This window comes from Streptomyces xanthophaeus, assembly GCF_000725805.1.
Classification (GTDB): domain Bacteria; phylum Actinomycetota; class Actinomycetes; order Streptomycetales; family Streptomycetaceae; genus Streptomyces; species Streptomyces xanthophaeus.
In genome coordinates this window covers 109,455-122,796 of record NZ_JOFT01000013.1, presented here as the reverse complement: position 1 = coordinate 122,796, position 13,342 = coordinate 109,455, and the positions used below count along the sequence as shown (strand labels likewise).

The following is a 13,342-nucleotide window of genomic DNA, read 5'->3' as shown; positions in this document are numbered from 1 at the left end:
GCACGCCATGACACACACCGCCGAGTGGAAGGTCCGTCTCTACCTCTTCGAGGAGGACCACACGACGAAGGCCCGGCTGGAGCTCGACACGGGCACGAACAGGCTCACGGGCCACGGCGCCGCCCGCTGCTCACCCCAGGACGACGACGTCCCGGAGATCGGCGACGAACTCGCGGTAGCCCGCGCCATGGAGGACCTCGCCCTCCAGATGAAGCGAGCCGCCTACGGAGACATGCAGGCTGCCGGCGCTCCGTCCCTCCAAGGGTCCCCCAAGCCGTATTCCGGGTGGCTGGACACCGAAGCGTGAACACCCCCACCGCGGTGCGTGCTCGGGCGTGCCGGGGACACCGGATCCGCCGTGATCGGCGCCGGTCCGGCCGACGCGTCCCAAGGGGACCCCGCACGCCGTCCCCGACAGGGACCTTTGGCCCCCATGAAGGTCCTGAGCGGCCCTCTGCCCGGTGAGGTCCTTGGTGTCAGCGTGGGAGCAGACCCCCAGTGGCCCCGGGCAAGGAGGAATCATGAACAACACCGTCAGCGGCTCGGAACCAAGCTCGGTCATCGTCGGCGTCGACGGCTCCGAGCCCGCCCGTCAGGCCGCGCTCTGGGCAGCGGCAGAGGCCGAGCGTCGCGGGCGTCCGCTGCACATCGTGTACGGCGCCGACACGGACGGCCGGGCCCTCTACGTGTCCGCAGAGACCATCGAGCGCGTCCGCGTCGCCGGCCGTGAACTGCTCGACGAAACTGCCGCCGCCGTCAAGGAACGGTACCCCGGCCTGGTCGTCACCACGGAGTTCGGCCGTGGCGACCCCGTGGCCAGCCTGCACCGGGCGGCCGGCCTGCACGGCACCATCGTGGTCGGCAACCGCGGTCTGGGCGGATTCCACTCGCTCATGCTCGGATCCGTGGGCCTGAAGGTCGCGGCCGGCGCGAAGACGCCCGTCATCGTCGTCAGGGGGACCGACGACCGCTCCGAGAGCGGGACGGTGCTCGCCGGAGTCCGTGACGAGCACGACCTGGACTGCGTCCGTCACGCGGCCCGGGAGGCCGAGCTGCGCAAGGCCGATCTGAGGCTGCTCCACGTGTGGAACGTGCTCGAGTCCGTCGGCAGCGTGGTGACCATGATGGACGATGTCACGGAGATCGCCGACGATTACGTCCGGCACCTGACCGCGGTGACGGAGCAGATCCGTCAGGAGTTCCCGGACCTCACCGTGCAGGCGGACGCCGAGAAGAGCGTGTCCGTCGCCGGTGTCCTGGTCGAGGCCTCCCGGCACGCCGACCTGCTGGTCATGGGCGGACGGCGGGCGTCCGCGTACCTGGGACCCACCCTCGGGCGCCACACCCACAGCCTCGTGCACCACTCCCACTGCCCCGTGCTGCTCATCCCGCGCCACAGGGACACGCACGGAGACGCATCGTGATGGCCGCCGCCGAACGCCGCGAGATCGTCGTCGGCATCGACCCGGCAAGGGACTGGCACCTGTCCCTTGCCTGGGCGTCGGACGAGGCCCACCGGCGTGGACTCGGGCTCCGGCTCGTCGTGGCCGTGCCTCCTGCGCACCCCACCCGGCAGGTCGACGGCACCCCTCGCACCATCGCCCTGCGCCAGGCGGGCCCGGAAGCCTTGGCGGCCGGTGCCGACTGGGCGCGGGAACGGTACCCGGGGGCCGAGGTGGCCACCGATCTGATCGAAGGATTCCCCGTCCCCGCCATAGGCCGCCTGTCTCGTCAGGCCCGCATGCTCGTACTCGGATCCCGCCACCTGAGCCGCACCGCGGAGTACTTCAGCGCCGGCTCCACGGTGGTCCCGGTCGCGGCCCAGGCGCACTGCCCGGTCGTCGTGGTCGCAGACGCCGAGCACATCACCCAGCGGCCGCCCTACCTGGTCGTGGGCATCGACGGCAGCGAGTCCTCGAAGGCGGCGCTCGCACTCGCCTTCGAGGAAGCCGACCTGCGCGGCGCCGCGCTGCGCGCCATCGCGGTGTGGCAGCCGCCGCTGTTCCTCCTCCACGACGAGGAGGTCGCGCTGCAGGCCCAGCGGCGGATGCTGTCCGAGGCCACGGCCGGCTGGTCGCAGAAATATCCGGACGTGGTGGTCTCCCACGAGATACCGATCGGGCACCCGGTGGAGGAACTCGCGGAGGCCGCCGAGCACGCCCTGGCCGTGGTGGTGGGCCGCCGCGGACACGGAGGGTACTCCGGCATGCGCCTGGGTTCCGTCGTCCACGGACTGCTGCACCGGGCGTTCTGCCCGGTGATCACGGTTCCGGCGGAATAGGACCGCCATGGCGATGACCCCGGGCACCGCAGAGGCACCTGTCCGCACGTCCGGCGGCCTCACCGACGCCGAGGCGGAACGCCGACTGACCGAGCACGGCCGCAACGAGATACCGCCCGCCCCGGCGACCCCCTGGTACGCCAGGGTGCTGGCCCAGCTGCGCGATCCGCTGATCATGGTGTTGCTGGGCGCGGTGGTACTGACGATCGCGATCGGCGACCACGCCGACGCGGTGGTCATCGCCGTGGTGATCGTCGTCAACACGACCGTGGGCGTCGTGCAGGAGACCCGTGCCGACCACGCCGTGGCCGCTCTCTCCGCGATGTCGGCACCGAAGGCGCGGGTCCTGCGCGGCGGCGCTCCGCGCGAGGTCCCCGCCGCCGTCGTGGTGCCCGGTGATGTCCTGCTGCTCGCGGAGGGTGACATCGTGGCGGCCGACGCCGATGTCACCGAGGCATCCGCCCTGATGATCGACGAATCCATGCTCACCGGGGAATCCGTCCCCGTGGACAAGGAGGTCGATTCGACGGTGGGCGCGGGGACCGTGGTCGTGCGAGGCCGGGGTGTGGCGACGGTGAGGGCCACGGGCCCCGACAGCGCGCTCGGCCGGATCGCCGCCCTCCTCGACACCAAGCGGGAGCCGACGCCCCTGCAACACCGTCTCGCCTCGCTGGGGCGCATCCTGGCCGTCGTCACCCTGGCCCTCTGCCTGGTGGTCTTCGGCCTCGGGCTCGTACAGGGCCTGCCGCTCGGGATCATGGCGGTGACGGCGATCAGCCTCGCGGTAGCGGCGGTCCCGGAATCCCTGCCGGCCGTCGTGACCCTGGCCCTCGCGCTGGGAGCCCGGCGCATGGCGGCCCGGCACGCCCTCATCCGCCGGCTCCCCGCCGTGGAGACCCTGGGCTCCGTCACTGTCCTCGCCACCGACAAGACCGGCACCCTCACCGAAGGCCGCATGGTCGTCCAGCACGTGTGGACGCCACGGGCCGCGGCCGACTTCTTCGGAGTGGGGTACGAACCGCAGGGAGGCGTCCTGGTCGAGGGCAGGCAGCCGACGGCGGCCGAGCTCGGCCCCGTACAAGAGCTGCTGACGGCCGCGTCGCTCTGCAACGACGCCTCTCTGAGGCCGCCCCAGGGCCCGCCCCCGGACGAGGACCGGTGGACCGCGGTCGGCGACCCCATGGAAGCGGCCCTCCTGTCCGCCGCCGTCAAGGCAGGGTGCGAAGAGCCGGAGCTTCTCAGGCGCACTCACCCCAGGACGTGGGAGATCCCGTTCGACAGCGGACGCAAGCGCATGACGACAGTCCACCGCCTGCCGTCCGGCGGCGCCCTGGTGTGCCTGAAGGGCGCCCCGGAGGTGGTGCTGGACGCAGCCGTTCTCGCCGACCGCACCGACCTGATGGCCGGAGCCCGGCAGCAGGCGGCCATCCTGGCCTCCCGCGGATACCGGGTGCTCGCCGTGGCGTCCGCCGAACACGCCGAGCAACCGGACAGCGCGGAGACGGCCGAGGCAGGACTGAGGCTGTTGGGCCTGGTCGCCATCAGCGATCCGCCCAAGCCCGCGGCAGCGGCCACGCTCGCCGCCTGCCACGCGGCCGGCATCACCCCGGTCCTGATCACCGGAGACCACCCGGCGACGGCACGCGCGATCGCCGTCCGCGTCGGCCTGGCCGACGCGGACACCGATGACGAGACCGTGGTCAACGGCTCCGATCTGGCGGCAGGCCGGGTTGCCGACCTCACCGCCGCACGGGTCTTCGCCCGGACGGATCCGCAGCAGAAGCTGGAGATCGTCGATGCCTGGCGGGCCCGGGGAGCCGTCACCGCCATGACCGGCGACGGGGTCAACGACGGTCCCGCCCTGCGCCGTGCCGACATCGGGGTAGCCATGGGACAGCGGGGCACCGAGGTCGCCCGCCAGGCAGCCGACCTCGTGCTGACCGACGACGACCTGTCGACCGTGGTCGCGGCCGTCGAGGAGGGCCGACGGGTCTACGACAACATCCGCCGCTTCCTCGTCTACGGCCTGGCCGGCGGCGCTGCCGAGATCCTCGTCATGCTGATCGGCCCCCTCCTCGGCCTTCCGCTCCCACTCCGGGCGGGCCAGATCCTGTGGATCAACCTCCTGACCCACGGTCTGACCGGGGTGGCCATGGGCGCCGAACCGGTGGACCCGGAGGCGATGCACAGGCCCCCGAGGCCGCCCGGCCAGCACATCCTCGGCGCGGGTGCCTGGCAGCGCCTCGTGGTGCTCGCCGCGGTCGTCACAGCCGCCTGCCTCACCGCCGGGACGGTTGCACGGGCCTGGGGCCTGCCCTGGCAGAGCGTCCTCTTCCTGTCCCTGCTCGCTGCGCAGCTCGGCGTCGTGCTGGGCCTGCGAACCCGCTTGCTGACCCGGGAGAACCTCTTCCTGCCCCTGTCCGTCCTCGCGTCCGCCCTCCTCGGGGCGGCAGCGCTCTACCTTCCGCCGCTGCAGTCGGTTCTGGAGACCGCACCTCTTGGATGGCCGGGCCTTGCCCTGGCATCAACCGCCCTCGTGAGCGGCTTCACGGCAGCCCGACTCGCACGGCACGCTTTCCGAAGGAGCTGATGATCATGAAGGCACACACGTCCGAGCACGGTCCCCACGCCCGCGTGGGCGACGAGATCGTGGTGGGCGGGCCCTCGGTGGGCAAAGCGGGTCGCGACGGCGAAGTCGTCGGTCTGCACCACGACGACGGCACCCCGCCCTACGACGTCCGCTGGTCGGACACCGGCAGGACGACCCTCTTCTTCCCCGGACCGGACGCACACGTCCGGCATCTCGGCCCGGACGACTCCGGCTGACGCCTTCAGCCTGCGCGGGATGGCGGTGGCGGGGATACGGTGAAGAGGCGGGCCGGACTTCCCCTGGGCGCCGCTTGGAGGTGCGCATGGGCGGGGACGAGCAGGCTGCCGTGCGTCCGGGGCTGCCGCGGCTCCGGCTGGACGAATTGCTCGAAGAGCTCCAGGTCCGCATCGACGAAGTGCGCGGCACCAGGGACCGGCTCAACGGGCTCCTCGAAGCCGTGCTGTCCGTGGGCCGGGAGCTCGACCTTCCGCAGGTCCTGAGGGGCATCGTGGAAGCCGCCGTCGTCCTGGTGGACGCGGAGTACGGAGCCCTGGGCGTCATCGGCGACGACCAGAAGCTCGCCCAGTTCCTGCCCGTCGGCATCAGCGGCGAACTCCGGGCCGAGATCGGCGACCTTCCCTCAGGCCACGGCATCCTGGGCGAACTCATCCGCCACCCCGAGACCCTACGGCTGTCGGAGTTGTCCGATCACCCCGCCTCCTACGGGTTCCCGGCCCACCACCCCCCGATGCACACCTTCCTCGGCGTTCCCATCCGGGTCCGCGAGGACGTGTTCGGCAACCTCTACATGACCGAGAAGCGCGGCGGCATCGACTTCGACGAGGAGGACGAGGCGGTCCTGTCCACGCTGGCGGTGGCAGCCGGCATCGCCATCGAGAACGCCCGCCTCTACGAGGAAGTACGTCTCCGGGAGCGCTGGCTGGCCGCCAGTTCCGACTTCACGAGCGCCCTCCTGTCCGGCCTGGCCGAGACGGAGGTACTGGAGGGGATGCTGGAGCGGGCCCGCGACATCACGGGCGCCGACATCGGTGTCTTCTACCTCGTGGGCCAGGGCGGGGAGCTCCGCGGCTCGCTGGCGCTGGGTGAGGGCGCAGAGGCGCATCGCGGCATCGTGCTGCCCAGCAGTGCGGGAACCCTGGCCGCCGCAGCCCTGGGCGAGGAGGACGGGCTGATCACCGTGGCCGATGTCGGGAGCGACGACCGGATCACGGTGCAGCCGGAACGCTGGAAGGGCCTCGGCCCGGCCGTCGCCGTCACGGTCGGCACCAAGGAGAAGCTGAGCGGTGTCCTCATCCTGGCCCGCAGACACGGCCGCCCGCCGTTCGCCCGCACCGAGATCGCGGCCCTGCCCGGCTTCGCCGGCCAGGCCGCCCTGGCCCTGGAGCTCGCCGACCGGCGCCGGGACGCCGAGCAGATGAGCATGCTGGAGGACCACGACCGCATCGCCCGCGACCTGCACGACCTCGCCATCCAGCGGCTCTTCGCGACCGGCATGACCCTGCAGAGCGCCCAACGCTTCGTCGAGCATCCGGAGGCTTCGGAACGACTCGCGCGGGCGATCGACGACCTGGACGCCACCATCAAGATCATCCGCTCGACGATCTTCGGACTCCGTGAACACGAGGTGCCCGGGGTGACGCCGAAGCTGCGGCTCCGTGCCTCCCAGGCCGTGGAGGAGGCCGCGCGGACACTCGGCTTCACCCCGGCCCTGCGGATGGAGGGCCTGATCGACACCGATGTGCCTTCCCCGACGGCGGACGCGGCGCTCGCCGTCATCGGGGAGGCGCTCACCAACGTGGCCCGCCATGCGAACGCGGGCCGGGCAGAAGTCTCCCTCTCGGCCGTCGAGGGCGTACTGACGGTACTGGTCACCGACGACGGAGTGGGGCTGGTGGAGGGAGGCCGTCGCAGCGGGCTTCGCAATCTTGCCGAGCGGGCCGAATGCCTGGGCGGCGAACTCTCCGTGTCGGCGCCCGGGCCGACCGGGAGGGGCACGAAACTGGAATGGCGAGTACCGCTGGATGGAGACGGCTTCCCGCCCTCCGGGTGAGGAGCACTCCGATGCCCTCAGCTCCGGCCCTTGCCGTGCTCCGGCTCGTGCCCGTGCTCGTGTTCGTGGACCTGGGCGGCGATGACGGCAGCTTGCACCCGGCGCTCCACCCCCAGCTTGCCCAGCAGCCGCGAGATGTGGTTCTTGACCGTCTTCTCGGACAGGTACAGCCGCTTGGCGATCTGCGCGTTCGTTAGGCCCTCGCCGATCAGTTCGAGCACGGAACGCTCCCGCTCGGACAGCGTGGCCAGCCGGTCGTCCTGGGATTCCTTGGCGGTCTCCGGGTCCCGCAGCGAGTGCATCAGCCGGGCGGTCGTCGCAGGGTCCAGCATCGACTGCCCGGTCGCCACGGTCCGTACGGCCGAGACCAGGTCCGACCCCTTGATCTGCTTGAGGACGTAGCCGGCCGCACCGGCCATGATCGCGTCGAGCAGCGCGTCCTCGTCATCGAACGAGGTCAGCATCAGGCAGGCGAGATCCGGCATCCGCGAGCGCAGCTCGCGGCACACGGTGATCCCGTCGCCATCGGGCAGCCGGACGTCGAGCACGGCGACGTCCGGGCGCAGCGCCGGCCCGCGGGCCAGCGCCTGTCCGGCGGTGGAGGCCTCGCCGACGACCTCGATGCCCGGCTCCGCGTCCAGCAGGTCGTACAGGCCGCGGCGGACGACCTCGTGGTCGTCCAGCAGGAAGACCCGGATGGGAGCCTCGGCGGAGGCCGCCGGTACGTCGGACATGTACGCCCCTGTGGTCGATCGGCTGTGCGCACGTCTCGTACGGATTGTCTCAGGGAGCGGGCGGATGCACCTCGTGGCGCGCCCCAGAGCCCAGTGAGGCGGGTAGAGGGCCTCAGGCAGCTCCGCGGGGCTACCCTTCCAGCTCCATCCGTACGTCCACCACACCTTCCACGGCACGGATGGCGCGGGCCACCAGAGGCACCAAGGCGCGATTGCGGAGAGATCCGTGCAGGGTGACGACGCCGTCCTTCACCGATGCCTGCAGATCGACCGGGGGCGCGAGCTCGGCGAGAACCGCGTCGCGGACCTCCTCCTCGATCTCCTCGTCGGTGCGCAGGAAGACCTTCAGCAGGTCGCTCCGGCTCACGACCCCCTCCAGCATCCCCACGCCGTTGACCACGGGGAGGCGCTTCACGTGCCTGCGGGCCATGATCTGGGCAGCCTCGGCGAGGGTGGCGTCGGGGTGGACGGTCACGGCCGGGCTCGACATCAGCTCCTCGGCCAGCACACCCCCCGCCTTGGAAGCCTCCTCCAGCTGATCGGGGAGCCGGGGGTCGTCCCGCCGGAACTCCTCCTTCGGCAGCAGATCAGCCTCGGAGACCACCCCGACGACGCGCCCCTCGCCCTCCAGGACGGGAACGGCACTGACCTTCCACTGGTCCATCAGCTCGACGATCTCCTTGTACGAGGCCTCACGGCCGATCGCCACGGCCGTGTGGGTCATGACATCGCTGACGGTGTACCGGGACGCGGGCATGACGCCCTCCTCGCTGCTGGGGTTTCAGGTGCGGGACACCGCCGGTCAGAGGTAGCTGCCGCTGCCGTGCGGGGCATAGAGGTCGAGCAGCCGGATACGGGCGGCGTGCAGTCGGTGCGCGAGCACCTGCGCGACCCAGTGGCCCATCGCGGAGCCGAAAGCAGGGTCGGTATCGATCATCGTGCGCACCGCGGCGGCGTCGAATTCGTACGTGCGCACAGGCGTCGTGGCCACGGCGCCCAGCTTCCAGGCAGCGGGCTGCAGCATCCAGGAGCACCCCACGAGTTCGCCCGGTCCAAGGTTTTCGATCACCGCCGGCTGTCTGCCGGGCACATGCACGTCCAGGGCGACGATGCCCGTTCGGACGATCCAGAACCTGTCCGCCCGGCCGCCCTCGTTGAAGAGGCGGGCGCTCTCGGCAAAGCTGACCTCCCGCGCGACGCTCATCAGGCGGGAACGGTGTTCAGCAGGCAGCGCGCCGGTGATCTTCGTAGGGGGAGTGGTCCTCATGGCGGCCTCCGGTCGATTCCGATTCAATTCTGGGCCGTTCCAGAGGCGCTGGGCATGGGCCGACCGGCCCCCGGTTCCGCAGGACGGGGGACCGTTCGGCCCTGGCACGGCGCGCGAGGAAGCAAGGACGCCTGAAGCACTGCGGCTCCTGGGCACCGTGCCGCTGGGCCGCATCGTCTTCACCCACCGGGCGCTGCCGGCCACCCGACCGGTGAACCACGTCGTCGAGGGGGAGGACGTGGTCGTCCGGCTCGACGAAGGCGCGGCACGCGGCGTGGGCTGCGATCAGCCGCTACGGAGGTGCGCGAACCTGGGCGAAACGCGGTGGAAAAGGGGTGCCGGATGGATTGGCTGGTGACGGTCACGGGCGCGGCCCTGGTCCTGCTGATCCTGCGGGACGTGTTCCACACGCTGTGGCACCCGACGCGGCACGGCGGGCTGAGCCGCCTGGTCATGACCACACTGTGGCGGCTGTCGTCGGTCCTGGGCACCCGTCGCACGGCAGCCGGCCTGGCCGGCCCGCTCGCCATGGTGTCCGTCGTCGCCCTGTGGGCCCTGACCGTGGCGGCGGGCTGGGCGCTGATCTACTGGCCTCACATGCCCGAGGCGTTCGTGTACGCGGGCGGGTTGCGGCCCGACGACCATGCGGGCCTGCTGGACGCGGCATACGTCTCGCTGGTCACGCTCTCCACGCTCGGTCTCGGCGACGTCGCACCTGCCGAGGGGTGGCTGCGCATCTTCGCACCCCTGGAGGCGCTGGTCGGGTTCGCCCTCCTGACCGCGACGGTCTCCTGGATCCTCGGCATCTATCCGGCTTTGGCGCGCCGCAGGGCGCTGGCGTTGCGGCTCTCCCACCTCTCCCGTACCCATCCCTCGAAGGAGCAGATCGACTCCCCGGCCGGGGCCGCCATGCTGGACAGCCTGGCCGCAGCGCTGTCCGTGGCAGCGGTCGACTTCCTCCAGTACGCGGAGTCCTACTACTTCCACGACGGCGACGACCGGACCTCCCTCGCCCACCAGATCGGCTACGCCCTCGACATCGCCGATGAGGCTTCGGATGCCGGACACCGGGATGTCCGGCTCGCCTCCATGGTGTTGCGTTCCGCCCTTGCAGACCTCGCGAGCATCCTGGACGAACGCTTCCTGCACACCCAGGGTTCGCCCAGGCAGGCGCTCGACGCCTTCGCCCGCGACCACGGGCACGGTGACCACGCTCCCCAGAAGCCCTGAGCCGGCCTTGCACGTGTCCGAGTGGCCGCACACTCGGTACTGCTCCTTGCGCCGTTTGCCCCGTGCCGCAGGACCCGGTCCCGCGAGCAGGGCAGGCTGTGGCCGGAGACGCCCGAAGCGGGAAGCGGGTACCTATGAAGTCGCTCGCCGGCACGGCGGTCATCGGGATCGGCAACGAGTTCCGGCGCGATGACGGGGTGGGGTGGGCCACCATCGCGCTGTTGTGCGCACGGGAAGCACGGCGGCCTCTTCCCTCGGGTACCGAGCTCGCCCGGAGCGACGGAGACCCCGGCCGCCTGATGACCCTCTGGGAGGACAAGGCCCTCACCCTCGTCATCGACGCCTGCTTCCCACCCGCGGCGCAGCCCGGCCGTGCACACCGGTGGTGTGCGGCCCCGGGCGAGATGCCGCACCCGGCTGCCGCGGGCAGGCAGAGCACCCACGGGCTGGGGCTCGCCGAGGCCCTGCGCCTCGCCGACAGTCTCGGGCGCGGTCCCGGCCGCCTCATCGTGTACGCGGTCGAGGGAGCGGACCGCTCGCTGGGCGCGGGGCTCACCCCGGCGGTGGCGGCCGCTCTGCCGGATCTGGCCCGGCGCATCGAGGAAGACGTCCGCACACACGGCGAACGGACTCGCCGGACCGGGTTCGAACCCGGGAGCCCGCCGGTCTGACATGCTGCCGGATCTAGGCACGTGGAGACCGAGAGGTGCACCATGACCGACGCTTCGGATGGCGGAGCCGCCCTCGACCACCAGGCCGGGACGGTTCTCGACCGCGACGGTCTGGCCGCGCTCGTGCGTGTCCTGAAGGCGCGCGGCCGCACGGTGATCGGCCCGACCGTGCGCGACGGCGCGATCGTCCTCGACGAACTGGACTCCGCCGATGCCCTTCCCTACGGGTGGGGGGTCGAGCTGGAGGCGGGCCGGTACCGGCTCCGCCGCCGCGAGGACGGGGCGGCCTTCGCACACAGCGCGGGACCCCAGTCGTGGAAGTCGTTCCTCCATCCGCAGCGCGTCCGCCAGTGGTCCGCGGACCGCGGCCCGGACGGTGCGCCGGTAGTCCGGGAGGAGAAGCAGGAGAGCATTTCGTACGCGTTCCTCGGCGTGCGGCCCTGCGATCTGCGTGCCATCCAGATCCTGGACCGGGTGATGAGCGGAGGCAAGTACCGGGACCCCGCCTACCTGGCACGACGGACGGGTGCATTCCTGATCGCCGCCGAGTGCACCGAGCCGGGTGCCACCTGCTTCTGCGTCTCGATGGGGAGCGGGCCGGCCGCCGACGCCGGGTACGACCTCGCGCTCACCGAGGTCGTGGACGATGAGGGCCACCGCTTCCTGTGCCGGAGCGGGAGCGAGGAGGGAGCCGCGGTCCTCGCGGAACTGCCGGGACGGAGCCCCGACGGCTCCACCCGGGCGGCTGCGACCCAGGCCGTGAGCGCCGCCGCCGAACGCATGGGCCGCTCCATGCCGCCGGTGGACCTGCCCACGCTGATGCGGGACAACCTGGAAGCGGATCGCTGGGACGACGTCACCGCCCGGTGCCTCAGCTGCGGCAACTGCACCATGGTCTGCCCCACCTGCTTCTGCACCACCACGGAGGACGTCACCGACCTGACCGGCGATCACGCCGAGCGCTGGCGCCTCTGGGACTCCTGCTACGACCTGGACTTCTCGCATCTCCACGGCGGCCCGGTCCGGTCCACCCCGCGCAGCCGCTACCGCCAGTGGCTCACGCACAAGCTGGGTACCTGGCACGACCAGTTCGACAGCTCCGGCTGTGTCGGCTGCGGCCGGTGCATCGTCTGGTGTCCCACGGGCATCGACCTCACCGAGGAAGCCCACGCCCTGCACCAAGAGGCCACGCAGCGGGAGAGCACGCCGTGACCCCGCATCCGGGTGGGCCTCCCGGCGAGGGGGTGTTCACCGCTCTGACGGCGGAGCACCGCGGGAAGCTGATGGCCCTCGCCCGTGAAGTCGCCCTTCCCGGTGCCACGCGGATCTTCGAGGAAGGGGAGGAGGCCGACCGCTTCTGGGTCATCCGCTCGGGCACGGTCGCGCTCGACATCCACATGCCCGGCCGGGGGCGAGTGGTCGTCGAGACCATCGGCGCCGGCAGCCTGCTCGGCTGGTCATGGCTGTGCCCGCCACGGCAGTGGCACCTCGCGGCCGAGACCCGGGACCCCGTCCACGCCTGGGAATTCGACGCCGCCGCGGTCCATGACCTGTGCGCCGAGGACACGGCGCTGGGCCTGTCGCTGGTCACCGTCGTCGCCGGGACCATCGGCGACCGGCTCCGAGCCACCCGCACCCGGCTGCTCGACCTGTACGGACCGCCGGGACCGCAGGGGAGCGGGCCGGTGCCATGACGCTCACGCCCCTCTCCTACCGCGTGGTGGACCGCCGAGCCGAGACGCACGACACGGTCACGCTCGTACTGGAACCCGCCGCGGAAGCCCTGGAGCCCTTCGCACCCGGCCAGTTCGCGATGCTGTACGCGTTCGGTGCCGGCGAGATCCCGGTGTCCGTGTCCCGGCTCACGGACGGGCACCGGCTGACGCACACGGTCCGCGCCGTCGGGGCCGTCTCCCGCGCACTGTGCGGGCTGCGGACCGGCGGGTGGGTCGGCGTGCGCGGCCCCTTCGGCACCGCCTGGGACCCGGCCGCCGCACATGGCAATGACCTGCTCGTCATCGCCGGAGGCATCGGGCTCGCTCCGCTGCGTCCCCTCGTCGAGACGGTTCTGGCCGAGCCCCAGGCGTTCGGGCGGCTGAACGTCCTCGCGGGCGCCCGGACCCCCGCCGATCTGCTGTACGGGGACGAGTTCCCCGCCTGGGGACAGCCGTTCGGCGCCGTCACGGTCGATCGGCCCGATGGCGGCTGGACCGGCCGGGTCGGCGTCGTCACCACGCTGCTCCGCGAGGCCCGGTTCACACCTTCGGACACGGTCGCCTTCGTCTGCGGTCCCGAGGTGATGATGCGCGCGACCGCACGCGCCCTGATCCACCAAGGGGTACGTCCCGACCGCATCCGGGTCTCCCTCGAACGCAACATGCGCTGTGCCACCGGCCACTGCGGACACTGCCAGCTCGGACCCCTGCTGCTCTGCCGCGACGGCCCGGTCGTCGGCTACGACCAGGCCGAGCCCCTGCTCACCGTCCGGGAACTGTGAG

General features: G+C 71.8%; 14 protein-coding genes and 1 pseudogene. 12 read left to right on the top strand and 3 right to left on the bottom strand.

The features are described from left to right. The first annotated feature begins 7 nt into the window (after positions 1 to 7). The 6 genes and pseudogenes from IO30_RS0108355 (at position 8) to IO30_RS0108330 (ending at position 6,942) form a co-directional block, all read left to right on the top strand. The gene (locus tag IO30_RS0108355) at positions 8 to 307 is read left to right on the top strand and encodes a DUF1876 domain-containing protein (protein WP_031140841.1); all 300 of its coding nucleotides are present in this window, start codon (positions 8 to 10) and stop codon (positions 305 to 307) included. A gap of 214 nt (positions 308 to 521) precedes the next feature. Next, positions 522 to 1,424, top strand: coding sequence for a universal stress protein (locus tag IO30_RS0108350; RefSeq protein WP_031140840.1), 903 nt, complete (start codon positions 522 to 524; stop codon positions 1,422 to 1,424). Then, positions 1,424 to 2,281, top strand: coding sequence for a universal stress protein (locus IO30_RS0108345; protein ID WP_031140839.1), 858 nt, complete (start codon positions 1,424 to 1,426; stop codon positions 2,279 to 2,281). The genes IO30_RS0108350 and IO30_RS0108345 overlap by 1 nt, the downstream gene beginning before the upstream one ends. Before the next feature lie 7 nt (positions 2,282 to 2,288). Next, positions 2,289 to 4,871, top strand: a complete 2,583-nt coding sequence (locus IO30_RS0108340; protein WP_308443088.1) for a cation-translocating P-type ATPase — start codon at positions 2,289 to 2,291, stop codon at positions 4,869 to 4,871. Between the two features lie 5 nt (positions 4,872 to 4,876). Continuing rightward, positions 4,877 to 5,086: pseudogene (locus IO30_RS0108335) on the top strand (DUF1918 domain-containing protein); the annotation flags it as partial. Between the two features lie 107 nt (positions 5,087 to 5,193). Then, complete coding sequence (locus tag IO30_RS0108330; protein ID WP_031140835.1) at positions 5,194 to 6,942, top strand: GAF domain-containing sensor histidine kinase; 1,749 nt, start codon at positions 5,194 to 5,196, stop codon at positions 6,940 to 6,942. A 17-nt stretch (positions 6,943 to 6,959) separates the two neighbouring features. Here the strand turns inward: IO30_RS0108330 and IO30_RS0108325 are convergent, their stop codons facing one another. From IO30_RS0108325 to IO30_RS0108315, 3 genes are all read right to left on the bottom strand, one after another. Then, on the bottom strand, positions 6,960 to 7,676 hold the full coding sequence (locus IO30_RS0108325) for a response regulator (protein WP_031140833.1): 717 nt from the start codon (positions 7,674 to 7,676) through the stop codon (positions 6,960 to 6,962). A 130-nt stretch (positions 7,677 to 7,806) separates the two neighbouring features. After that, positions 7,807 to 8,433: a CBS domain-containing protein gene (locus IO30_RS0108320; RefSeq protein WP_031140831.1), complete on the bottom strand. Its 627-nt coding sequence runs from the start codon at positions 8,431 to 8,433 to the stop codon at positions 7,807 to 7,809. Between the two features lie 45 nt (positions 8,434 to 8,478). After that, positions 8,479 to 8,943, bottom strand: coding sequence for a Crp/Fnr family transcriptional regulator (locus tag IO30_RS0108315; RefSeq protein WP_031140829.1), 465 nt, complete (start codon positions 8,941 to 8,943; stop codon positions 8,479 to 8,481). Here IO30_RS0108315 and IO30_RS48045 point away from each other — a divergent pair. The 6 genes from IO30_RS48045 to IO30_RS0108290 all read left to right on the top strand — a co-directional run bounded on the left by IO30_RS48045 (position 8,942) and on the right by IO30_RS0108290 (position 13,341). Then, the gene (locus IO30_RS48045) at positions 8,942 to 9,301 is read left to right on the top strand and encodes a pyridoxamine 5'-phosphate oxidase family protein (RefSeq protein ID WP_078903898.1); all 360 of its coding nucleotides are present in this window, start codon (positions 8,942 to 8,944) and stop codon (positions 9,299 to 9,301) included. The genes IO30_RS0108315 and IO30_RS48045 overlap by 2 nt on opposite strands. Next, positions 9,286 to 10,173: a potassium channel family protein gene (locus tag IO30_RS0108310; RefSeq protein ID WP_031140827.1), complete on the top strand. Its 888-nt coding sequence runs from the start codon at positions 9,286 to 9,288 to the stop codon at positions 10,171 to 10,173. Before IO30_RS48045 ends, IO30_RS0108310 begins: the two co-directional genes overlap by 16 nt. Before the next feature lie 134 nt (positions 10,174 to 10,307). After that, complete coding sequence (locus tag IO30_RS0108305; protein WP_031140824.1) at positions 10,308 to 10,844, top strand: hydrogenase maturation protease; 537 nt, start codon at positions 10,308 to 10,310, stop codon at positions 10,842 to 10,844. A 42-nt stretch (positions 10,845 to 10,886) separates the two neighbouring features. Beyond that, positions 10,887 to 12,056, top strand: coding sequence for a 4Fe-4S dicluster domain-containing protein (locus IO30_RS0108300; protein ID WP_031140822.1), 1,170 nt, complete (start codon positions 10,887 to 10,889; stop codon positions 12,054 to 12,056). Further along, complete coding sequence (locus tag IO30_RS0108295) at positions 12,053 to 12,538, top strand: cyclic nucleotide-binding domain-containing protein (RefSeq protein ID WP_031140820.1); 486 nt, start codon at positions 12,053 to 12,055, stop codon at positions 12,536 to 12,538. The genes IO30_RS0108300 and IO30_RS0108295 overlap by 4 nt, the downstream gene beginning before the upstream one ends. Then, entirely contained in the window at positions 12,535 to 13,341 is an 807-nt protein-coding gene (locus IO30_RS0108290) for an FAD/NAD(P)-binding protein (RefSeq protein ID WP_031140818.1), read from the top strand. The genes IO30_RS0108295 and IO30_RS0108290 overlap by 4 nt, the downstream gene beginning before the upstream one ends. The last annotated feature ends 1 nt before the right edge of the window (position 13,342 follow it).